This is a genomic window from Sporosarcina sp. OR05 (assembly GCF_041414805.1).
GTDB lineage: Bacteria > Bacillota > Bacilli > Bacillales_A > Planococcaceae > Sporosarcina > Sporosarcina saromensis.
In genome coordinates this window covers 34,288-55,147 of the sequence record NZ_JANKJL010000011.1, presented here as the reverse complement: position 1 = coordinate 55,147, position 20,860 = coordinate 34,288, and the positions used below count along the sequence as shown (strand labels likewise).

At 42.2% G+C, this 20,860-nt stretch carries 24 protein-coding genes; 12 read left to right on the top strand and 12 right to left on the bottom strand.

The features are described 5' to 3' along the window. Positions 1-55: 55 nt before the first annotated feature. Entirely contained in the window at positions 56-523 is a 468-nt protein-coding gene (locus NRI27_RS14115; RefSeq protein WP_317945679.1) for a GyrI-like domain-containing protein, read from the top strand. Positions 524-589: 66 nt separating this feature from the next. Here NRI27_RS14115 and tatC read toward each other — a convergent pair whose 3' ends face one another. Further along, positions 590-1,513: a twin-arginine translocase subunit TatC gene (gene tatC, locus NRI27_RS14110; protein WP_371391307.1), complete on the bottom strand. Its 924-nt coding sequence runs from the start codon at positions 1,511-1,513 to the stop codon at positions 590-592. Continuing rightward, positions 1,452-1,649 (bottom strand): twin-arginine translocase TatA/TatE family subunit, encoded by a 198-nt coding sequence (gene tatA / locus NRI27_RS14105; RefSeq protein WP_317945682.1) that lies wholly within the window; start codon positions 1,647-1,649, stop codon positions 1,452-1,454. The genes tatC and tatA overlap by 62 nt, the downstream gene beginning before the upstream one ends. Before the next feature lie 248 nt (positions 1,650-1,897). Between tatA and NRI27_RS14100 the strand changes: the two genes are divergently transcribed. Further along, positions 1,898-2,911 carry a PQQ-dependent sugar dehydrogenase gene (locus tag NRI27_RS14100; RefSeq protein ID WP_371391306.1) on the top strand — a complete coding sequence of 338 codons (1,014 nt, stop codon included), beginning with the start codon at positions 1,898-1,900 and terminating at the stop codon, positions 2,909-2,911. Between the two features lie 71 nt (positions 2,912-2,982). After that, positions 2,983-3,804 carry a flagellin N-terminal helical domain-containing protein gene (locus NRI27_RS14095; protein WP_371391305.1) on the top strand — a complete coding sequence of 274 codons (822 nt, stop codon included), beginning with the start codon at positions 2,983-2,985 and terminating at the stop codon, positions 3,802-3,804. 68 nt (positions 3,805-3,872) lie between these two features. Here the strand turns inward: NRI27_RS14095 and NRI27_RS14090 are convergent, their stop codons facing one another. Next, the gene (locus tag NRI27_RS14090; protein ID WP_371391304.1) at positions 3,873-4,268 is read right to left on the bottom strand and encodes a hypothetical protein; all 396 of its coding nucleotides are present in this window, start codon (positions 4,266-4,268) and stop codon (positions 3,873-3,875) included. A gap of 205 nt (positions 4,269-4,473) precedes the next feature. Here NRI27_RS14090 and NRI27_RS14085 point away from each other — a divergent pair, with 205 nt between their 5' ends. Next, complete coding sequence (locus NRI27_RS14085; protein ID WP_317945686.1) at positions 4,474-4,671, top strand: CsbD family protein; 198 nt, start codon at positions 4,474-4,476, stop codon at positions 4,669-4,671. Positions 4,672-4,737: 66 nt separating this feature from the next. On the opposite strand, the gene NRI27_RS14080 is transcribed toward NRI27_RS14085, so the two are convergent. Beyond that, positions 4,738-5,082, bottom strand: a complete 345-nt coding sequence (locus NRI27_RS14080; RefSeq protein ID WP_371391303.1) for a hypothetical protein — start codon at positions 5,080-5,082, stop codon at positions 4,738-4,740. Between the two features lie 134 nt (positions 5,083-5,216). Between NRI27_RS14080 and NRI27_RS14075 the strand changes: the two genes are divergently transcribed. Further along, complete coding sequence (locus tag NRI27_RS14075) at positions 5,217-5,450, top strand: hypothetical protein (RefSeq protein ID WP_371391302.1); 234 nt, start codon at positions 5,217-5,219, stop codon at positions 5,448-5,450. A gap of 422 nt (positions 5,451-5,872) precedes the next feature. On the opposite strand, the gene NRI27_RS14070 is transcribed toward NRI27_RS14075, so the two are convergent. Genes NRI27_RS14070 through NRI27_RS14060 form a run of 3 tightly spaced genes read right to left on the bottom strand, consistent with a single transcriptional unit; the run spans position 5,873 to position 7,754 of the window. Beyond that, positions 5,873-6,658, bottom strand: coding sequence for an ABC transporter permease (locus NRI27_RS14070; protein ID WP_371391301.1), 786 nt, complete (start codon positions 6,656-6,658; stop codon positions 5,873-5,875). Next, entirely contained in the window at positions 6,655-7,557 is a 903-nt protein-coding gene (locus NRI27_RS14065; RefSeq protein ID WP_317945692.1) for an ABC transporter ATP-binding protein, read from the bottom strand. The genes NRI27_RS14070 and NRI27_RS14065 overlap by 4 nt, the downstream gene beginning before the upstream one ends. Further along, complete coding sequence (locus NRI27_RS14060; protein ID WP_317945693.1) at positions 7,554-7,754, bottom strand: PLDc N-terminal domain-containing protein; 201 nt, start codon at positions 7,752-7,754, stop codon at positions 7,554-7,556. Before NRI27_RS14060 ends, NRI27_RS14065 begins: the two co-directional genes overlap by 4 nt. Positions 7,755-7,895: 141 nt before the next feature. Here NRI27_RS14060 and NRI27_RS14055 point away from each other — a divergent pair, with 141 nt between their 5' ends. The 5 genes from NRI27_RS14055 (at position 7,896) to NRI27_RS14035 (ending at position 12,629) form a co-directional block, all read left to right on the top strand. Beyond that, on the top strand, positions 7,896-8,783 hold the full coding sequence (locus tag NRI27_RS14055; protein WP_371391300.1) for an EamA family transporter: 888 nt from the start codon (positions 7,896-7,898) through the stop codon (positions 8,781-8,783). A gap of 129 nt (positions 8,784-8,912) precedes the next feature. Continuing rightward, on the top strand, positions 8,913-9,452 hold the full coding sequence (locus NRI27_RS14050) for an RNA polymerase sigma factor (protein WP_371391299.1): 540 nt from the start codon (positions 8,913-8,915) through the stop codon (positions 9,450-9,452). Beyond that, positions 9,445-10,179: a hypothetical protein gene (locus NRI27_RS14045; protein ID WP_371391298.1), complete on the top strand. Its 735-nt coding sequence runs from the start codon at positions 9,445-9,447 to the stop codon at positions 10,177-10,179. Before NRI27_RS14050 ends, NRI27_RS14045 begins: the two co-directional genes overlap by 8 nt. Positions 10,180-10,974: 795 nt before the next feature. After that, positions 10,975-11,334 carry a hypothetical protein gene (locus NRI27_RS14040; RefSeq protein ID WP_371391297.1) on the top strand — a complete coding sequence of 120 codons (360 nt, stop codon included), beginning with the start codon at positions 10,975-10,977 and terminating at the stop codon, positions 11,332-11,334. 107 nt (positions 11,335-11,441) lie between these two features. Next, entirely contained in the window at positions 11,442-12,629 is a 1,188-nt protein-coding gene (locus tag NRI27_RS14035; protein ID WP_371391296.1) for an alanyl-tRNA editing protein, read from the top strand. Between the two features lie 53 nt (positions 12,630-12,682). Here the strand turns inward: NRI27_RS14035 and NRI27_RS14030 are convergent, their stop codons facing one another. Next, a complete protein-coding gene (locus tag NRI27_RS14030; protein ID WP_371391295.1) occupies positions 12,683-13,651 on the bottom strand; it encodes a c-type cytochrome in 969 nt (322 codons plus the stop codon). A gap of 488 nt (positions 13,652-14,139) precedes the next feature. Next, positions 14,140-15,576: a proline--tRNA ligase gene (proS, locus tag NRI27_RS14025; RefSeq protein ID WP_371391294.1), complete on the bottom strand. Its 1,437-nt coding sequence runs from the start codon at positions 15,574-15,576 to the stop codon at positions 14,140-14,142. Between the two features lie 425 nt (positions 15,577-16,001). Here proS and NRI27_RS14020 point away from each other — a divergent pair, with 425 nt between their 5' ends. Then, a complete protein-coding gene (locus NRI27_RS14020; protein WP_371391293.1) occupies positions 16,002-16,340 on the top strand; it encodes a zinc ribbon domain-containing protein YjdM in 339 nt (112 codons plus the stop codon). 18 nt (positions 16,341-16,358) lie between these two features. On the opposite strand, the gene NRI27_RS14015 is transcribed toward NRI27_RS14020, so the two are convergent. The 3 genes from NRI27_RS14015 to NRI27_RS14005 form a co-directional block, all read right to left on the bottom strand. After that, positions 16,359-17,183: a cytochrome c oxidase assembly protein gene (locus tag NRI27_RS14015; protein ID WP_371391292.1), complete on the bottom strand. Its 825-nt coding sequence runs from the start codon at positions 17,181-17,183 to the stop codon at positions 16,359-16,361. Positions 17,184-17,340: 157 nt separating this feature from the next. Continuing rightward, positions 17,341-19,092, bottom strand: coding sequence for a GMC family oxidoreductase (locus tag NRI27_RS14010; RefSeq protein ID WP_371391290.1), 1,752 nt, complete (start codon positions 19,090-19,092; stop codon positions 17,341-17,343). A 15-nt stretch (positions 19,093-19,107) separates the two neighbouring features. After that, on the bottom strand, positions 19,108-19,938 hold the full coding sequence (locus NRI27_RS14005; protein ID WP_317945713.1) for a gluconate 2-dehydrogenase subunit 3 family protein: 831 nt from the start codon (positions 19,936-19,938) through the stop codon (positions 19,108-19,110). 182 nt (positions 19,939-20,120) lie between these two features. Here NRI27_RS14005 and NRI27_RS14000 point away from each other — a divergent pair, with 182 nt between their 5' ends. Beyond that, a complete protein-coding gene (locus NRI27_RS14000) occupies positions 20,121-20,546 on the top strand; it encodes a GatB/YqeY domain-containing protein (RefSeq protein ID WP_317945715.1) in 426 nt (141 codons plus the stop codon). Positions 20,547-20,860 lie beyond the last annotated feature (314 nt).

Sequence of the window (20,860 nt, the reverse complement as noted above, 5' to 3'; positions counted from 1 at the left end):
GTCGAATTAACGTAAGTAAGTTTTAAAAAAGATTTGAAAGGGTTGGAAAAACGAAATGAGTCACGTACATGCTAAAGAAGAATGTGAGATTGTAACAAAGGAATTCAAATTTGTCGGAATAAGTACGACTGCCCCGTTTCCATCCGGCTTTCCTGAAGCTGCCATGAAAGTACAACAACAATTTGAAAAGAGAATGCTCGAAGTAGAGAATTATGTGGATCGACAAGTTTTATGTTCTCCATATGTAGGAAACGGAATTGTGACGACCTATTTTGCTTGCCTTGAAGTGACGACATTGGAAGTCATTCCTGAAGAGATGATTGGCTTTACCATTCCAACGATGCAATATGCCAAAACAACTTGTACAAACAAAACGATTGTAAATGGCTATGACAAGATTTTTCAGTGGATAAAGGATAATGGGTATACTCCAAAAGGAAGTGATGCCTTCCACCTTGAACGCTTCCACTTAGACGAGCAGGCTGCGGAAGAACAAGTCGATCTTTTAATCCCCATCCACTAATACAACCCATCACCTCGAGAGCAACAGATTATGGGGCGTCAATCTAAAAAAGGCTGACACAGTCAATCAGTTTTCACTGACTTTCTGTACAGCCCCGTTGTTGTTTCGTTTTTCCATATAGACCACAATTAGTATACTCGCTTCGTAGAGCAAAACCATCGGGATAAGCACGATGAGTTGGCTAATGAAATCAGGAGGCGTAATAAGTGCGGAAATGATTGCGAGTGAGATATACGACCATTTTCGTACTTTTTTTAATGTATCTCCTGTCAGTAAACCAATTGCGGATAGAAACATTGCGACAATCGGCAATTCAAATAGTAAACCTATCGGCATCGTCGTCATCAGCAAAAATTTAGCGTACTCTTGTGCGGACACCATGACGGTAAAATTCATCGCTCCTATGGATACGAGAAAGCGATAACTTAATGGGTTAACAACAAAATACCCAAAGGCCAATCCCCCTATGAACAACAAGAGCATAATTGGCGAGTACAACCCGATGAATTGGCTTTCCTTCTCTAGTAAACCCGGCTTTGCAAATTGCCAAAGATAATGGCAAATGAAGGGGAGCGATAAGCCGAACGACAAGGCCAGCGAGAGAGACATATAGAACGTAACAACTTCTAACGGACCAAGCACAATGAGCTCGTGACCTCTCGTAACAACTGGAAACCATAAATTTATTGTCGAAAAAACTAAGATAAAAAAGACGACAAATGTCACCGTACTCTTAATCAGTTGTTTACGCAAATCCGTCAGATGATCGACGAGCGTTGGATCCTCTTCTCCTCCATCGCCACTTTGATTTGAAGAGATTAGCAGTGTCGAATCAGTTTCCTTGCTTGTCATCTTTGCCGCTGCATTTTGTCCATCGACAGTTGCGGACGGTTCCTTTTCTTCATCATGCGCTACCATTTCATCACCTTCAAGCAATATCGGTTTTCTTCGGCTCTTCCTTCTTGCCTTCTTCATCGTCAATGATGTCACGAGCCGATTTCTTAAACTCTGCCAATGTCTTACCAACTGCCGAACCGACCTCCGGTAATTTTCTAGGTCCAAACAGTATTAAGACAATGACTAAAATGATGATTAAACCAGGTACTCCAATACTTGCCAAGCTCATTTAGTATGCCTCCCTTCCTATACAAATAATCGTGCTTTCATTTTCTGACCCGCCTAAACGATTTGTATAACAGTCCGGTATGAGGAGATTCATCGATAAAAATGGGTATGCTTCCTCGACAATCTTCCTTCCTCCTTCGATGTAGTCATTTCTAGCATGTCCGTTTCTCCCTGGTTTTCATACTCGTTGAATTTGAATTCTGTAGACACGGTACATTTCTTGAATATTTGTTGAGAGGACGGTTATCAATGAAAAGATTTGTATGGATACTTGTAATAGTTGTCTTAGCAGGTTGTTCATCGAAAGAACTTGATGCGAACCATAGAAGCATTGAAAAAATTGCAAACAACTTAGAAATACCTTGGGCGATTGCATCAGACGGTGAGAACTTCTTCATAACAGAACGCAACGGAACGATTGTGAAAATCAAACAAGACGGAACAAAAGAACGTCAACGCGTCCACCTTTCAAAATCGTTATCCAATGCAGCTGAAGCAGGTTTACTAGGATTTGTGCTTCAAGACGATTTCAGTCAATCCAAGTCCGCTTATGCATTTTATACGTATGACGAAAACGGTAAGCCCTTTAATCGAATTGTGACGCTCACGTACGATAACAACGCATGGCACGAAAAAGCTATCCTATTGGATGCGGTTGAATCCGGCTCATTCCACCATGGTGGTCGGTTGGCATTATCACCGGAAGGCGTGCTCTATGCAACGATTGGTGATGGATCTGTTCCTAACAAAGCACAGAATCCAACACGTTTTAATGGAAAAATCTTAAAACTCGAAGCGGATGGAACCTTCACGATAGTTAGCTTAGGTCATCGGAATCCTCAAGGACTTGCGTGGGATGAGAAAGGAAACCTTTATTCTTCAGAACACGGACCATCTGCAAATGATGAATTGAACAGGATTATTCAAGGTGGGAATTATGGATGGCCACTCGTCGAAGGACAGGAAACATTGACGGGGACGGAAGCCCCTTTACTTACATCAGGAAACAATGAAACTTGGGCACCTTCGGGAATGACATTTCATAAGGGGTTGTTATATGTAGCTGCACTTCGTGGAGAAGCAATATTGGTTATTGATCCTGAAAATATGAAAATAGTAGATACGATTGAAGGCTATGGACGTATTCGTGACGTATACTCAGACGGAGATTCTTTATTTTTCATCTCCAATAATACGGATGGCCGTGGGACACCTTCACAAACAGACGATAGTTTGTACAAAATTAACAATAAACCTGAATAGTAGCACATAATTGTTAACATTCTCCATATTAGTCCGATACTAACTATAATGACTGTTTAGGGGGAACAGGTATGCTCGGCAAATGGAATGCAATGGGATTGAACATCGTTCGGAATATGAACATGCATCAAAGTCAAATTGCTCTATCTATGGAAAGACTCTCTTCAGGGAAACGCATAAATCGCGCAGCAGACGACCCGGCTGGTTTAGCAATATCGGAAAAGATGCGTGCTCAGATCCGTGGTCTTCAAGTAGCGCAACGTAATATTCAAGATAGTATTTCAATGTTTCAAACTGCAGAAGGTGCGTTGAACGAAACCCATGCAATCTTGCAACGCATGCGTGAGTTAAGTGTTCAAGCTGCTAATGGTACGATGACAGATGTCGACCGTGAACAACTTGAACTCGAATTCCAAGAGTTAAAAAAAGAAGTTCAACGTATTTCGAAAGATACCGAATTCAATACAAAACCGTTGCTCGATGGATCTCAGTCTTCATTCAAAACACAAGCAGGAGCGAATGCTGGACAATCCATAGAATTTACAATCGGGAATATGGGGATCGACGCACTCGCACTGAAAGATGCTTCAATCGCCACACAAGAACAAGCGAATGACGCGATTTCTTTTGTAGACGATGGCATTAAACAGGTTTCCTCCGAACGTTCTAGAATGGGCGCCTACATCAATCGTCTAGAACATGCTTACAACAACGCATTGACGATGGAAGAAAACTTGACTGCAGCAGAATCACGCATACGAGATGTCGATATCGCAAAAGAAATGATGGCACTGACAAAAGCGAATGTGCTTATGCAAGCGAGCCAATACGTCCTCTCGTTGCATATGCAACAAGCTCAATCTGTCCTACAATTGTTGAAACAAGGATCGTAACGACAACTTGCACCGCTTCACCTGCTTGCGAGCAGGAAAAAAGGAAGAGAGTTCCTCGCTCCCTTCCTTCATTCTTCAAATCCAAGTATCGGTATTCGGTCTTCTAAAACCGTAATTTGTTCAAACGGAATCTGTATCTGGTATTCATCTTTGCCATGTGGACTGACATCGACTTTTTTAATTGCATACGGATTATTCGTAACGAGCGTGATCATTCCATTTTGCTCGTTATAGCTTTCCATCGCAAAACGGTAGCCTGAAAGCATTGCATAAGGGAAAATTTCGTATGCATCCTCCAATTCTTGGATTGCAACTTCTTTAAAGAGTACACCTTCCTGCTCTAAGCTGATAAAGCCTTGCTGCGCATCCTCAAGATTTTCTGATTGTAGAAAGTATTTGCGATCTCTTGAAACAATGGGATATTCCTTCTCATTCCAAATTGCAAAACGTCCTTTTCGAATCATGCCATCTCCTCCAAAACATATCGCTACATTACCATTATATCCAACTCGCCATAGACGAGAAAGATGAGTTTGTCCGCAAAATTACGAACTCTATTAAGTACTTTCCCCTCATGACAACTAGAAAAACAATTTGCTAACTTGCTGCGTTTAGTAAATTTTTCTGTGGGGTATCCAATAACTACAACGATTTAAGGAGGATGTTAACATGAGAGACAATGGATACTCTGAAAAAGCGAAGGGCGCAGTCAATAAAGTCAAAGGCGAAGCAAAAGATCAATTTGGAAATGCAACCGATAATGCAAAAATGCAAGCTGATGGAAAAATGGACAAACTGAAAGGTGAAGCCCAACAAGAAGTCGGTGAATTCAAAGAACATTTGGATGATCATCATAGCCGACGATAATGCATTTTCATTGGTAGGGACAGTCCTCGTCATACCCCCTGTGACGAGGACTGTCCCTTACTCCTTTTAAAGGTTTGTTGTATTAATTCTTGGCACCAATTCGGAGTTGGCATCCCTTGGTTCGTTATGATCCTCACTGGAAAGAACTTCTCCACTTTCAGTCAATTCAGCACTACTATCCCTTTCCTCTTCTTCAGCTTCAATGAAAAGCGATACTGCTCGATCTTCTTGATGTGGATCCGTCATTTTATCGACTACTATTGAAGTGCGTTTCTCTAATGCAGACGCGACATTTTCCGAACTCACTTCCGCTGAAATTTGTTCATCTCGATATCCTTCAGCTTGTAATCCCGTAATTTTTATTATCGCCTCATCTACTCCATTAAATGTTCCCACATGCTTTTTCGTCATTTGGCAAAACGCTCCTATTCTTCTTGACTTTTAGTATACTTTACCCAATTTTCAATCAAAAACACCTGCATGTTTCATCTCACATTAAAACGTGAATAGTAGAAAAAAGCGTAACAAGAAAGGACGTGTCACACATGAACAAAAAACGGAATTTCACGGAAAAAGACAGAAAAGATGCAGAAGGTTCGTTCATGGACAATCCTGAAAACCTGCCAACAGACAAGGAAAGTATTTACGACATGCATGAAGATATGCAAACCGTCGACTCCATCCCACTAGAGGATGTGCGGATGGAAGAGGAAGAGGAAAATCGACCACGGGATACGAAAGACTCCTCCTCAAGTGAAGAAAAATTTTCAACCGAGTAAAACCAATTACACCTGTTAGCAACCACAAAGAACCGCGCGAAGCAATGGCTCCATACACCTTGCTTTCACGCGGTTTTATACTGGACGAGATTAAAAGTCTGAACGAAAACAGCATGCATACTCATGAACGCTCTCGATTACTTGTAAAGCACTAAATCAAAACCTTTTGTTTGGTAAAAGCATTCTGCGCGAAAGACAACTTCCGCCTACAGGAACTCCACGCGGGTTCATGCTGATTGGGAATCCAGTATCCATTTTACTCTGAAGCTTTAGAACACCACATACTTTTCTCAAACGCGGCATATTTCTTGGGAAAGCCGCATAGTTCCCCCGAACGCAGCATAACCTCTTAGAACTCAGCATATTCCAGCAAATCGCCGCATAACCGCCCGGAACGCGGCATTCCCCCCAAGAGATCCTCTTTACACAGTCGTCTTCGCAGCATTGCGCTTAGCGAAAAATATACCAATCAGGAGTAACCCGATGATTAACACAACAGTTAATCCGATACTCAGCCAAACCGCTGAAGTCTCCACTAGCGCATCTTGAAAAGCATATGATGCGTACGTCGCTAGTTTCAAAGGTGAAATCGTCCAATACATACCAACGAAAGAGTCAATTACCGGTAAAACGATTAACACCAAAATGGAAACGCCCGCTACACCTCCTGTGGAAAGCCATGCACTTAACGCAAGGACGACTGTGACCGCAAAAACAACCCACAAACTATATGTGCCGGCAAACTGCATGACTTCCCCTACATCAACTGGGTTGAATAAAATGTCGATGTAATACCAAGCAGCTAGGAAACCCGCCCACATACTTCCCAGCATAATGGCGTTGACAACTATCCATTTGCTGAGAAAATAGCTTCCAAAATCCATCGGTCGTACATAAAGCAACGTAGCCGTCCCATTTTTTCGCTCACTAGCGATAGACCCCATAAACGCAAGAATGAGAATAAGCATTCCGATCATCTGGTATTGCCCCATTAAAGATACAAATATATCTTCACCTCGAAGTTCCGGCCACACGAATTCCATCCCCTCAGGCATATTCCCGATACTTTTCATAATTTGCGGTAGAAAGTGGTTTGTGACTGGTTCGATGATCCCGAAGATGATGAACACGACAGGTATCCAAAATAGCTTATAATTACGGACGTTTTCCCGCCATTCTTTTTGCAATAACACCCCCAAATTTCTCATCCTTCGACCACCACTTTCATAAAGATTTCTTCTAAGCTCGCGGTTTGCAGTTCAACTTTTCGAACGATGCAAGAATGGGTATGCAAGAACGCTAGCACTTCTGACATATTCGTTTCTTCCGTTATTGGATCGATTGAGACACGTTGACGTTCACTCGTTGCCTTCCATGGCGCAAGTGCGACGAACCTTTTAAATTCCGTATCTAATTCAAACTCAATAAGAATACGAGGATTCGCATATTTTTTACTAACGTCTGTGAGGGAACCATTTTCCACTAGCACACCTTTTCGTAAAAATAAAAGCTGGTCCGTCATTTCTTCTGCATCATTTAAAATGTGCGTTGAGTATAAAATTGTCGTTTGTTGCTGCAATTCTTTCAGCAAATTCATGACTTGTCGACGCCCTACTGGGTCAAGCGCTGATACTGGTTCATCCAACAGTAAAAGTTCAGGTTTGTGTACGATTGCTTGCGCTAATCCTAAACGTTGTTTCATACCACCGGAAAAAGTGCCCACTCGCTTTTTTAATGCGTCGCTAAGTCCAACAAATTCAAGTGTCTTCTGCGCCTCTAATCGCGCTTGTTTCGTTTCTACCCCACTTAAACGAGCGGCCATCTCCGTGAATTCCAAAGCCGTCAGCCATGGGAAAAACTTAGGATATTGCGGCAAAAAACCGATAGATGAGCGCAAATCCTTCTTTTGTTCATTATGAAACAATACCGTTCCTTCTGTAGGTGTCACTAACCCTGCCAACATGGACAATGTCGTCGTTTTGCCTGCCCCATTTGGTCCAATTAACGCGGTGGAAGTTCCCTCTGCTAATTCAAATGAAATTCTGTCTACCACTCGATGATTGCCAAACACCTTAGTAAGTTGTTGCACGTGAAGAAGTTGAGTCATTCTTGACGCCTCCCGAAGATGAAATACAAAATAGGACCGATTAGATTGAGAAGTAAAATAATGAATAACCACATAATGAACGAGTCTTTTGTCCGCTGATTTTTGATGAGGTCAATTAAGGCTATTACCATTAAAATGAACTGCAGTACAAGCACCGGCGCGATAAGCTTCCACGGGATATTTGCTAACTCTTCCATACCACTTACACCCTTCCTTTTGTTTGTTCTATAAATAGTATAACACCTGTTGTTCTAGTTTGTATAGAACAACTAAAGGATTTTTCAATGCTTATTCCATTCAGTCCGTGCTATACTATTTCGTGGACTGGAGGAGCATACATGAAATTTTGGATGTATCCATTGTTCGTCATTATTGGTGCGAGCAGTTATGGTATACTATCGACGATCATTAAATTGGCTATCCGTGATGGCTATACAGCTGCCCAGGCAGTGACTAGCCAATACTATATTGGATTTGTATTAGCAGTAATCATTTTCGTTGTGACACATCGAAAACTCCCAAAGTTTGGGGGCGGTTTTACGCTTGTCATCGCTGGTTTATTCACCGCCTTGACTGGAACTGTTTACGGTAAAGCAATTAGTTACATGCCTGCTTCTCTTGCCGTGGTCATGCTTTTTCAATTCACATGGATTGGGATGCTCTTCGACTGTATCGCGCGTCGGCGATTACCTAAGCGGATTGAAGTTATTGCATTGGTCTTTTTGTTCGGAGGAACCCTTTTAGCGGCCGGAGTCATTGATGCAGACCTAAGTGGCATTCCTTGGCAAGGTTGGGCTTGGGGGATGGCTGCAGCAGTGAGTTTTTCTGCTTTTTTAATGTCTAATTCACGTCCTGTTGAAGAGATGGATATGCAAACACGGCTACTGTTCATGTCTTTTTTTGCTGCAATTGCTATCACATTTTTCCAAGAGCCGAAGATTTTGTTTGATGGCACATTGGTCGATGGATTGTGGATATACGGACTGATTTTAGGTGTCTTTGGTATCATCTTGCCCATTTTACTGTTTTCAATCGGCATTCCGAAAGTGGGGGCAGGGACTGCTTCCATTTTGAGTGCAATTGAACTACCGGTAGCTGTCACAGCTTCTGTGCTTTTATTGCAAGAACATTTGACCATCTTGCAACTTGTCGGCATCGCCATTATTTTAGTCGGCATGACGTTGCCTAGCTTTGCAAATCGTAAAATTGCACTAAAGAAATTATAACGACCTAGATTTCACAGAACCGCTTTGGCTCTTGTGAAATCTTTTTTTATGCTGAAAACTTTTTAAACATTCGAAGGGTATATATAGTGAAGACAACAAAATTCGTTGGCAGTGAAAGGAGTGCGCCGCGTGAAGGACAATACGTGGGTCAAACAAATACGTTTCGGAAATCAACTTGCTTTCCGTCAATTTTATGAGGCGTATGCAAGCAACGCAATCCGCACCGCCTCCGCAATTACCCGCAACCGAGAATTAGCAAAAGATGCGGTGCAGGAAACGTTTATCCGTGTTTTCCGGCAAATTGACAGTTACGATACAAATTTACCCTTTGACCCTTGGTTTTACCGAATACTGACAAATGAATGCCTACGGTTAATGAAAAAAGAATCTTCATTGGTGAACATTTCACCCTCTGATTTAGCGAACAATGCAGCATTGGCAGAAGCTTCATTCGACCATTTGGCGGATCTTTATGATGTGATTCAAGCTTTAGATGATGGGCATCGTATACCAATCATCCTAAAATATATTAAAGGATTTTCCGAAAAAGAGATTGCGGACATTTTAGGGTTGAATCAAAACACCGTCAAGTCGCGATTATTTAAAGCAAGAAAACGGCTGAAGGTTCAATTGGAGCCGTTTAAAAGGGAGGCGAATCCGGGTGAGTAACTTTGAGGAGCATGTGAAGAAGGCATTATACAAGCAGACAGATGATGTTGTGAATGAACTGCAAGAAGACATTTGGAGTCATTTGGATGAAGAGCTTTTTAAAGGGAGGAAGCATAAAGTGAAAAAACGAAAAGGATTGATTTCCGCCGTTATTGTCGCTGCAGCGGCAGTGATTATTGCTTTCACTCTGCAAACGGACACTGGCCTAGCCCTTATCAAGAGTGTAAAAGATATGTTTGTTCTGGAAAAGGAGATTATTCAAAGTCTTGAGGGGAAAGATGAGGCGACCAACGTTACGTTAAATGAAGGCGCCAATTCTGAATATGTTATATACGTGGATGAATCGCGTTATAAGATGATCAATGGAGAAGAAGCGGAAGTCATAACAACGATTGAGCCCCTCCCTGAAAATTATCCTGAAGTCAGTATGGAGATTAAGCAGGTCGCATCTAAAAAACCGGATTTGTTGGTAAAGGAAATTGAGGAAGCATTGAAAAAGGACTTTCCTGAATTGCGACCGGTCGAAACGGTGACGGAGCCAGTTGAAGGTTTTTGGCTACATGGCCTCACTGAATCGACATGGGATGGAAAAGTCGTGGATGTATACGTGATCAGTAATGGTAAGGACGGAAGCTTTGTCATTACGCAAAAATATTTTCTTGAAGCGGCAGAGGGGCATGGCGCGAGATTTACGCATATGCTAGAGAGCTTTGAGATTGTTGAATAAATACTGATTGGAGAGGGTGAACTTTTTTGTTCATCCTTTTTGTTTTTTGGGTTATGCGGTGTTTTTGGCGGGGTATTATGCCGCGTTTGGAGCGGATATGCCGCGTTCTGAGGAATTTTGCCGTGATTGCTTGTATTATGAGCCGTTTAGGAGAAGTTTGCGGCGTTTGAACACTTATGATCGCGGGGATTTTTTGTTGGTGGAGTTGCTATCGCGCTGAATGCCTTTGACAAACAAGGGTTTTATTGACGGATATGCGGCGTTTTCAAGAAGTATGATTTGTTTTGGGCAAGTTTGCCGCGTTCTACGGAGTTTTGCCGCGTTTGCGTGGAGTATGAGCCGTTAAGGAGAAGTTTGCCGCTTTTGAACACTTATGATCGCGGGGATTTTTTGTTGGTGGAGTTGCTGTCGCGCTGAATGACTTTTACAAACTAGGGTTTTATGAACGGTTATACGGAGTTTTCAAGAAGTATGAGTTGTTTTGGGCAAGTTTGCCGCGTTCTGCGGAGTTTTGCCGCGTTTGCGTGGAATATGAACCGTTAAGGAGAAGTTTGCCACGTTTGAACACTTATGATCGCGTGGATTTTTTGTTGGTGGAGTTGCTATCGCGCTGAATGCCTTTGACAAACTAGGTTTTTATGAACGGTTATGCGGCGTTCTGAGGAATTATGCTTCGTTTGTAGGATGCTAATCCCTCTTCATTGCTAGGGCCTTTTCTTTTTCTTTTTGTCTATGAATATTTTGCGTGGATATCGGGTATAGATTGTAAAAGTAGATTAGCAAGGGGGCTTGAAAGTGGATAAATTCTTGGTCGTTTTAGATACGTTAATTATTGTACTGTATATACTCTTGATTGGCTTTATATCGCCTTTCATTATTCAATTTATGAAAAAGAGAAATTATGATTTATTCATCCAGCTACTGCCTATCGTGTCAATTATGTTACTTGGTAGTATTGCAATTTCCATCGCAATTGGTGGACTGAACGAGATGTTGTTTTTTAAACTGACGACGATTGTATCTAGTATTCTTCTAGTGTCACTTCTATTTTTAACGATTGCGATGAAGTCGTTATGGAAGGACAAATATGATCGGTTGATGGAACGGATTGTGACTTTTTTGCAAAAAAATGAACGGAGCTTCTCACTGAAATAGTGGGAAGCTTTTTTTATTTCATGTACACTTACACTACGTGAAGCATTAAACTGTCATTATATTGTAGATGGACAGTGCTATTTACACATTCCAAGGGAGACGTTTCTATGTTAAAAAATCGATTTTATTATGAAGATGCGTATCAAAAGTCGTTTCGTGCATGCATTGTACATAGTGGTGAGGATGAAAACGGGCGTCCCTATGTTGTTCTTGATAATACGGCATTTTATCCGACGGGTGGAGGACAGCCGCATGATACGGGGACCCTTGAAGGGATTACGGTTATAGATGTGGAGGAAGTTGACGGCGAAATTCGGCATTTTCTTGATGAGCACTATCTAGGTTCACCAGAAGTGACAGGGGAAATTGATTGGCCGCGCCGTTTTGACCATATGCAACAGCATGCGGGCCAACACATTTTGACGGCAGCGTTTGTTGAGCTTTTTGGCTTCCAGACGGTAAGTTTTCATTTAGGTAAGGAGCTCGTTTCGATTGATTTAGACGTGGAGTCAATTTCAGTAGATCAATTGGCAGCGGCTGAAAAATTGGCCAATTCGATCATTCTTGAAAATCGACCTATTGAAACGAAGTGGGTGACAGAGGAAGAGTTAGCGCACTATCCTTTACGTAAACAAGTCGCTGTAAACGATGAAATCCGTCTTGTCATCATTCCAGAATTTGATTATAACGGTTGTGGGGGAACGCATCCCCGCTCAACAGGTGAAGTTGGAATGTTGAAAATCCTATCTACGGAAAAGCAGAAACGGAAAGTTCGTGTACATTTTGTATGTGGTGAGCGCGTACTAGATGAGCTTCATCGTAAACATGAAGAACTTTCAACAGCTTCAAAATTATTAAGTGCCCCGGAAACCGGTGTTAGTATAGCGATTGAGAAGTTACTATCTTCACAACAACTGTTGGAGAAATCGCTTGAAGATGCCAAAGAAGCATTGTTGACATATGAAGCGAAAGATTTATTGGCCTGTCAGCATGATTCAATTGTGAAAGGGACATTTGAGCATCGATCGATACAAGAGCTGCAAAAATTAGCGCGCCTTCTTGTCGGCTTGGATAGTGAAGTCATCGTGTTGCTTGTCGCGGAGAATGAGGATAAGTTACAGTTTGTAGCGGCTCGTGGCTCATCATGTGAAGTGAATATGAAACAAATATCAGCGGCGGCTTTGCCATTAATAAACGGCAAAGGTGGCGGAAATGAATCGTTTGTACAAGGCGGCGGAGAGCGTGCCATTTCTAGTAAAGAAATTTTACGGGTAATGGAACAAAGCTTGAGCTAATGAAAAAACCGCGTGAACTCTCTTCGTTTCACGCGGTTTTATTATGCTATGACTCAGTTTTTGCCGAGCACTTCATTCCAATCAATTGTACCGTTTTGGATTTGCTCACGACGCTCTTTATCAATGATATCAGTTGGTCTTCCGCCAGCTGGCCAGTCCTTGTCATGATTTTTCCATTCCGGGCGGTCGTGTGATAGGATGAATGCTGCCAAATCACTTGCCTCTTGATCAGTCAAAGTACCTGCTGCCCCGATCGGCATATTATGTTGAATGTAACCTGCCATTTTGGACATTCTTGAAATCCCTGCGCCGTCATTGAATGATCCGTTACCCCATAATGCTGGACCTGTATTAGAGCCTGTACCTGCCCCATCCGCGGCGTGACAAGCGATACAGGATTGCTGATAAAGCTTTTCTCCATCCGCAACGCTAGGTACCGGGACGTCTTCCATGTTACTTTGGTGTCGCCATGGAAGGTCTGCACCGACAGGAATCCCTTCAGAAATATACGTTAAATATGCGACCATTGCATCTAGATCTTCATCGTCGTCCGCAAACTTTTGGCCATTCATACTTCTGACCATACATCCATTAATCCTCTCTTCCAAAGTAACAATTTGTCCTGAACGTCCGATGTACATGGGATATACAGATGCCATCCCGACGAGTGATGATACTTCCTCTTCCATACCTGCTCCTGCGTGACAGCTAGTACATGATAATTCATTAACACGTGCCTCACCATCTGCGGCAGTTGGTGCTTCGCTTCTCAAAACGTTCGATGTGTCATTTGTTAGTTCATAACCACGTAAAATGGCTTCTCCTAATGGGCCGTCCGGTACATCATCCAAAGATGGAGGATTATGTACAATGCCCGCTACTTGTGTTGGTGTTTCTACAATTGTCTCTTCTTTTTTGTTCGCCTCTTCTTTGGTGGCTTTTAATTGATTTGCCATCATGCCAACCATTGAAAATGCCACTACTAATAGGAATCCTAGAACGAGTGTTGAAGTTTTTCTCATTTCTAATACCTCCTTTTCTATACTTTAACCCTACCCTGTACTTCATTCTTTTTCTATGCATTTTTCCATATGTTTTAAGATTGAAACAACTTTGTGGCAAATTAAAGAAACATGGGAACTATTATCATTTAGTATGGTAAAGTTGGTAGAATTGTAATGTATGACCCATTTATTATGCTTAAATCTTTCTTTGCGCGGCATGCACTTGACCAACTAAAGGTTTTTCATCATAGCGGACGCGCTTCTTATCAATCGAGTTCACAATTTATTCGATTGTATACGGGAAGTTATCGATTGCATACGTCGACTTATCAATCGTATAGTGAAAGTTATCGCCATTTCGTGACCTTCGTACTACACCATCCCAACAACATGCACTCCCAAAAACAGAATAAAAAAATCCCCCATTCAGTCGGAAAACTGAACAGGGGTACTTGGGATGTTCCCAGTATTTCAATGTGGAACTGCCTAATTCACTAAGCTTTTTATTAATAAGCTCTCGCGAACCACACTGTATGCTTAGCGTCTTTGCCACAATTAATGCATGTCGATTTTTCTGATGGTGGATTGAATGGAATGTTACGTGTTGTAAATTTCGTTTCTTCCTTCACGTGCTCTTCGCACGCGTCGTCTCCACACCAGCCTGCAAGGATCCATCCAGGGATTTCGCCTTTGTCTACTGAGTCCGCAATATGCTTTGTTAACTCGTCCAATGTATCAATATGTGTGTGGGAATGCTCCGAGCGGAATGCGCGTGCCTTTTCAAGCAAACGCGTTTGCATCGTTTGTAATTCCTTTTCTACACTTTCAACAACTTGAGACAATTCAACTGCTACTTTCTCGCCTTCATCTCGAGCTTTCATAAGTGCTTGGTTGTTTTCCAAGTCACGTGGTCCAAGCTCAATACGAACAGGTACGCCTTTTAGTTCCCACTCGTTGAACTTGTAACCCGGCGATTGATCGGAATCATCCAAACGGACGCGGATACCTTTCGCTTTCAACTCCGCAAAGATTGCGTCGAGTTTTTCCATGATGGCAGGATTTTTCTTCCACGGTCCTACTGGAATTAACACGACTTGTGTTGGTGCAATACGTGGTGGTAATACGAGCCCTTGCTCATCACCATGTACCATAATGACAGAACCGATAAGACGCGTGGACGTACCCCAAGATGTCGTATGGACAAATTCATGACGGTTTTCCTTCGTCAAATACTTGATGTCGAACGCTTCCGCGAATTTCGTACCTAAATAGTGGGACGTTCCTGCTTGTACCGCTTTTCCGTCCTTCATCATCGCTTCGATTGAATACGTGTCGACCGCACCGGCAAAGCGTTCTGATGGCGTTTTTTGACCGTCATAGACAGGAATCGCAAGCAATTCTTCAACCACTTCTTTATAAATGTTCAACATTTGCATTGTTTCTGTACGTGCTTCTTCTTCATCCGCATGTGCTGTATGGCCTTCTTGCCATAAGAATTCGGATGTACGGATGAACGGCAATGTTTTCTTCTCCCAACGGAACACGTTCGCCCATTGGTTAATTAACACTGGTAAATCGCGGTAGCTCTTGATCCAATCTGAATACAAATGACCGATCATCGTTTCGGATGTAGGACGTAGCGCCAAACGTTCTTCCAATTGCTCGCCCGCAGCTTCCGTCACCCATGGTAGTTCAGGAGAAAATCCTTCAATATGATCCTTCTCTTTTTGGAAGAACGATTCAGGAATTAACATCGGGAAATACGCATTTCGGTGACCTGTTTCTTTAAAGCGTCTATTCATCTCTTCTTGGATGTGCTCCCAAATTTCAAAGCCATCCGGTTTAAAGGCGATACATCCACGCACTGGCGTGTAGTCCATCAAATCTGCCTTTTGAATCGTATCGATATACCATTTTGAAAAATCGTTTTGCTGATTGCTCATACTATTTTCCTCCCTAGACATAATAAAAAGCACAAAGCTGTCCCTCAAATAAGGACGTCTTTGTGCTGGATAGACGTGGTACCACCTTCGTTCAGCTTATAACGTTCATAAGCCCTCGGACGTTTAGTAACGAAAACGACTCGGTTATGTTTGCATAACATCTCCGTGGTAGGGTTCAATGAAAAGCGGTGGTATAGCTCTCAACATTCGCTATACTTTCTGTTTCACAATTTCCATCTACTTGGCCACTTCTTAGATTCCATATTGCTTATAATATACCAAAGTTTCACGGTTCATTCAAATTGATTCACTTTTCTTTACTTTATGATGATACTTTCCAGGATTTAATCTACAATATGATCCACCACTTGGCTTATTTTGTTTGATATAGTAGAGAGGAACATACCGGATGGAGGAATCAGATGATGAGTACATTGCCAAATTGTCCTAAATGTAATTCAGAATACACATACGAAGATGGAAATCTGTTTGTTTGCCCTGAATGTGCATACGAATGGACAGCTGAATCCGAACAGGAGGCGCAGGAGGAGAAAGTGTACCGTGATGCAAACGGAAACGTCTTGCAAGACGGAGACACAGTTACGGTCATTAAAGATTTGAAAGTGAAAGGCAGTTCCAATGTTGTCAAAATGGGAACGAAAGTGAAAAACATTAAATTGGTGGATGGCGATCATGATATTGATTGTAAAATTGATGGATTCGGCCCCATGCAACTAAAAACTGAATTTGTGAAGAAAATCTAAAAAAGCTGCTGTCCGGAGTTAATCGGGATAGCGGCTTTTCACTTCTATTTGTCCCTCATATTTCATAACCATCCCTAAACTAACCTTGTGCAACCCGAGCATGAAAAATCCGGACAGGGCTTGGTCGTATTTCGTATTGAATGGAGATGGTAATACATCGGTGTAACCGAGACTTGGTGGCAGGCATAAATGGACCGTAAGTTGGTTGAATAAAGCATTATTGCCGCTATCCATAAAAGCAGTCAGTATGAATAATAGGCAAGCGGGTAAAAGGATGTACCCACTGTTCATAGCGTACCGCTTCATTTGATTGGCAGCTAAACGGTTTTTGGGGTCCGGCGTAACCATCGGCCACCACATCCCGAAGGAAAGAATGAATAGCACAAACAGATACGCATTTTGAAGCATCGGTATTTTTACTAAAACAGTAAGCATGAAAGGTAAATGATAAAGCAGAAAAAGTAGCGCAAACAGGTAGAGGCTTGCGATCGGAACGTTTCTGAGGCGAGAAGTTGTTTTGACAAAACGCTTACTTGTTAGTTTTTGGAACAGTGATTCGGGAATCCCAAGGAGAAGCAGTGGTGGAATGAGGAAGTATAAGATGCTCATTTGAATCATATGTAAGCTGAAGGATAGATGGCTGATGACGGCTAAAGGGCTACCGACGATGGCATACAAGAGAATCATGCTAACTAGAAACAGCATTGGTTTACAGCTGAGCCATGTTAACGCTGTATAGTTAGTAATCAACCATATATACACACAATAAGTACATGCGCATACAACAAATAACGACCAGTTCCATGTCATTTGTCCACTCAGCAATAGCCAGAAGTCTGGCATAACAAGTACCCCCCTCTTTAAATGGCACGTTACCTGTAGTATATGTATTTTTAATTGAACTGGTTCCGTTTTGAAGCAACAAAAAACCGCATGAACCAACTATAAATAGGTTGGTTTCATGCGATTTATTCGTTCTAGATTCGGTTTTGAACTGCTGTTACACTTGCGTACTCACTTCTTTTTTAGCGACCAGCATACCGCCTTCTTTCAAGTACTTCTCAATTCCTTCTGAAGCACGATAGGCAAGCGCACCAACGGTTTCTGTCGGGTGATGGCCTGCGAATTGAGGGAACGCGGACGCACCGATAACAAAGATATTTTCTGCATCCCACATTTGTAGATAATTATTTACGGCAGACGTCGTAGGATCTGTACCCATGATGACACCACCTGCGTAATGGCCACCGTCATAGACATGGTCGAATTCTTGAGGCACTTCATCCTCATCCACAATGTCTGCGCCCATCGCTTCCATAATTTCACGAGATTTCTCGATACCGAATTTAGCGATATTGCGGTCTTGGTCAGTATATTTAAAGGTTACGCGTAATAGCGGATCACCGTTGTCATCCTTGTAAGTCGGATCTAAACTGAGGTAATTGTGCCACCACGCCATGTTTGCGGATGTGTACCAAACGACCAATGATCTATTTGTATAATGAACAGACTTCTTTTTGAATTCTGCTCCCCATGAAGGTGTTCCTTTTGGCACTTTGTTCGTTGCGATAGGGCCGGAACCGTATTGACGCATTTCAATACCGCCACCGTTGAGGAAATTTAAATTCGTATGGTCGAAGTTATCCGCTGCATAATCGCTGATGACGCCCCCTAATGCTCCTGCACCTGCATAGTAATTGAATTTCTTCTCATCGAAGAAGCCACGTGCACCTAGGAACGTAATGCCGAATTGACCGTTGTAATTTCGACCGATGACCCCTTTTCGCGTTTTCGGATCATACGGCTCGCCGATTCCAGATAGTAAGAGCAAACGATTGTTTGTAAAGGTGAATGCTGCGAGTACGATTACGTCTGCAGGTTGTTCGTATTCCTCACCCGTCAATGTGTTCACATACAAGACACCTGTCGCTTTCCCATTTTTGTAGAGGACGCGTCGGACATTCGCTCCGACTCTAGCCTCAAAGTTCCCCGTCTTTGTCGCAGTCGGAATGACGGAAACAAGCGGATCTGATTTAGCACCGAAGTCACAACCGTATTGCGTACAATAAGAACAGTACATACAAGCATTCATCGCTTCACCATCTGGATTTGTGTATGACTGCGATAAATTTCCTGCTGGTACTTGGAAAGGATGATAGCCTAATTTCTTTGTTGCTTCTTTGAACAATTTAATAGGTGGTGATTCTTTCATAGGCGGGTTTGGATAGTCGCTGGAGCGTTTTGCGGCGAGTGGATTCGGGTCCGCTTCACCTGAAATGCCCGCTGTCTTCTCCCATTTATCATAGTACTTTTCCATCTCATCATACGTAATGCCCCAGTCTTGAATCGTCATCCCTTCAGGAATCTTGCCTTTTCCATAACGCTCAATCGTCTTGCTTTTAATCTCAAAATCATACGGTGTCCATCGGTAGCATGCACCAGCCCAGTGAACGCTGCCACCACCTAAGTCCGTTCCCGCCATCATTTCTTTACGCGTCCGGACCGGAAGAGCGACTTCGTCTAAATTATTACGAGATGTAATGGTTTCAGAAGAAAGGTTTTGCATCATTTCATACCGATTTGTATAACGCAACTCATCCTTAACACCGATGTAATCTTCCCTCGTCTGGTTTTTCCCTCTTTCCAATGCGACTACTTTATAGCCAGCTTTTGAAAGTTCAGCGCAGACAACGCCTCCTGCCCAACCTGTTCCAACGACGACGACATCTACTTTTTCTAATTTAATGACCATCTATGTTTCCTCCCATTAATGACCTTGATAATTGCGTAAACTCTGTGGTTCTAACTTTACAAATTCATCTACTTCAATTTGTGCCATGTAACTTGCTCGCGGACCTGGATATTCCTTCATCTTCCAGCCCATCATGTTTTTATTTCCACCATAAACGGGATCTGCGTAAGCGCCTTCTAATGTCGTTTGCAGCAACATATTGAAAAAGTTTTTCGAACCGATCCCTTTTAAGTCCACTTTTCCTTCATCGAACATGCGCAGCACTTCGTCTTGTTGTTCTCCTGTTAGTTTGACAAAGCTTGCACCAAATTCTTTTTGTGCAACGTTATCCATTTCACGGAGCCCCGTAACAAAAATCTCACTTCTCGTCATTTTTGTTTGGTAACGCGGCGTTGGAGCAGGTACTTGCGTTTCAGCGTTTGGTCCTTGTTGGCTTTGATTTCGCGAGTTATTATGCGTGCCTGTATTGGTCGTATAGACGGCAAAAGGCCCTTTCATATATTCCTTGGCGTTAATGCCCCATTCTGTGCTCAATTGTTTGTCAATGAAATACGGAATGCCAAGTTCAATTGCCCCTGGTCCTAAATCATCTTTTGGAAAAATACGCTCTGTGGCGGCAGCTAAAATATCAAAATCTTGTCCGCGACTGAAAAAAACACGCGCATCTTGGATAAGTCCGTTTTCTTGTGTCGACTGTACGGCGGGCTTATCTTGCAGCTGGTTTGTCAGTAGACTGCCAAATAGCCCCCCACCGACTACTCCACCCGCCACAAGGCCCGTATTTTTCATGAACGTACGGCGGCTCATGCCTTTTTTATCTTGTACGCCTTTAGGATTGTCTGCCATTTCGTTTTCCTCCTTCAAATAATGACCGCTTTCTATTCATAGTTGCCAGAGTCATCCATTTGTATTCAAATTGTTTATGCAGTGAAGACGAAAGTTGATTTTGGGAAATATCTCTTCTATACTTTTTACACATAGCTTTGTGTCGTTCATTTCTAACGAAACAGAGAGAGGAGAGAAACAATATGTTAAAAACAACTGTGTTCGAACAATTGAAAACCGCAATGAAGGAAAAAAACACTCTCGCAAAAGGTGTACTAACGCTTTTAAAATCCGCATTGGATTCTGCTGAAAAAGAGAAAGGGTCTGCATTGACAGAGCAAGAGGAAATTGCAGTCGTCAACCGCGAAGTTAAGCAGACGAACCAAGCGTTAGATGGTGCAAAACAAGCACAACGCGAAGATTTGATTGAGCAAGAGGAGAAGAAATTGTTACTATTGAAATCCTTCTTGCCAAAGCAATTAAGCGAAGAAGAAGTAAAAGCGATGCTCACTGAAGCAGGTGTTACAAAAGGCATGAACATGGGTGATGCCATGAAAATTGCGAAACCGTTGCTAGCGGGTAAAACAGATGGCGCGACGATGTCGAAGGCTGTCAAAGACTTGATTTAATCTGTAGAACATCAATAACCCACCTGAGCATATGACTCCAGGTGGGTTTATTAATGCCATTTTTTTGTAGGTATATGTTTCTATACTTGTTCTCCGTAGGTACTATTTATTTTTCCACGATTAGAATATCCACTTGTCGCTAGCCACTTCAAAGAAGCCACTCCATAGAATTTTTTATACTATTTTTCGATACCCTAAATAAATGAACCCCTACAATACAACAACTAAATAATTTACTAACTAGTAGGATATTTCCTCAAATTTAATCATTTTACTCTACTATTTATCTTCCAATGAAAGTTTACTATACTAAA

Excerpts from the sequence above, each read along its gene's own strand:
- NRI27_RS14005 (WP_317945713.1), bottom strand. The coding sequence starts at position 19,938 with ATGGCAGACAATCCTAAAGGCGTACAAGATAAAAAAGGCATGAGCCGC.
- NRI27_RS14010 (WP_371391290.1), bottom strand. The coding sequence starts at position 19,092 with ATGGTCATTAAATTAGAAAAAGTAGATGTCGTCGTCGTTGGAACAGGT.
- NRI27_RS14015 (WP_371391292.1), bottom strand. The coding sequence starts at position 17,183 with ATGCCAGACTTCTGGCTATTGCTGAGTGGACAAATGACATGGAACTGG.
- NRI27_RS14090 (WP_371391304.1), bottom strand. The coding sequence starts at position 4,268 with ATGATTCGAAAAGGACGTTTTGCAATTTGGAATGAGAAGGAATATCCC.
- NRI27_RS14035 (WP_371391296.1), top strand. The coding sequence starts at position 11,442 with ATGTTAAAAAATCGATTTTATTATGAAGATGCGTATCAAAAGTCGTTT.
- NRI27_RS14020 (WP_371391293.1), top strand. The coding sequence starts at position 16,002 with ATGAGTACATTGCCAAATTGTCCTAAATGTAATTCAGAATACACATAC.
- NRI27_RS14075 (WP_371391302.1), top strand. The coding sequence starts at position 5,217 with ATGAACAAAAAACGGAATTTCACGGAAAAAGACAGAAAAGATGCAGAA.
- tatA (WP_317945682.1), bottom strand. The coding sequence starts at position 1,649 with ATGAGCTTGGCAAGTATTGGAGTACCTGGTTTAATCATCATTTTAGTC.
- NRI27_RS14065 (WP_317945692.1), bottom strand. The coding sequence starts at position 7,557 with ATGACTCAACTTCTTCACGTGCAACAACTTACTAAGGTGTTTGGCAAT.
- NRI27_RS14070 (WP_371391301.1), bottom strand. The coding sequence starts at position 6,658 with ATGAGAAATTTGGGGGTGTTATTGCAAAAAGAATGGCGGGAAAACGTC.
- NRI27_RS14100 (WP_371391306.1), top strand. The coding sequence starts at position 1,898 with ATGAAAAGATTTGTATGGATACTTGTAATAGTTGTCTTAGCAGGTTGT.
- proS (WP_371391294.1), bottom strand. The coding sequence starts at position 15,576 with ATGAGCAATCAGCAAAACGATTTTTCAAAATGGTATATCGATACGATT.
- NRI27_RS14115 (WP_317945679.1), top strand. The coding sequence starts at position 56 with ATGAGTCACGTACATGCTAAAGAAGAATGTGAGATTGTAACAAAGGAA.
- NRI27_RS14030 (WP_371391295.1), bottom strand. The coding sequence starts at position 13,651 with ATGAGAAAAACTTCAACACTCGTTCTAGGATTCCTATTAGTAGTGGCA.
- NRI27_RS14095 (WP_371391305.1), top strand. The coding sequence starts at position 2,983 with ATGCTCGGCAAATGGAATGCAATGGGATTGAACATCGTTCGGAATATG.
- NRI27_RS14085 (WP_317945686.1), top strand. The coding sequence starts at position 4,474 with ATGAGAGACAATGGATACTCTGAAAAAGCGAAGGGCGCAGTCAATAAA.
- NRI27_RS14000 (WP_317945715.1), top strand. The coding sequence starts at position 20,121 with ATGTTAAAAACAACTGTGTTCGAACAATTGAAAACCGCAATGAAGGAA.
- NRI27_RS14080 (WP_371391303.1), bottom strand. The coding sequence starts at position 5,082 with ATGACGAAAAAGCATGTGGGAACATTTAATGGAGTAGATGAGGCGATA.
- NRI27_RS14060 (WP_317945693.1), bottom strand. The coding sequence starts at position 7,754 with ATGGAAGAGTTAGCAAATATCCCGTGGAAGCTTATCGCGCCGGTGCTT.
- NRI27_RS14055 (WP_371391300.1), top strand. The coding sequence starts at position 7,896 with ATGAAATTTTGGATGTATCCATTGTTCGTCATTATTGGTGCGAGCAGT.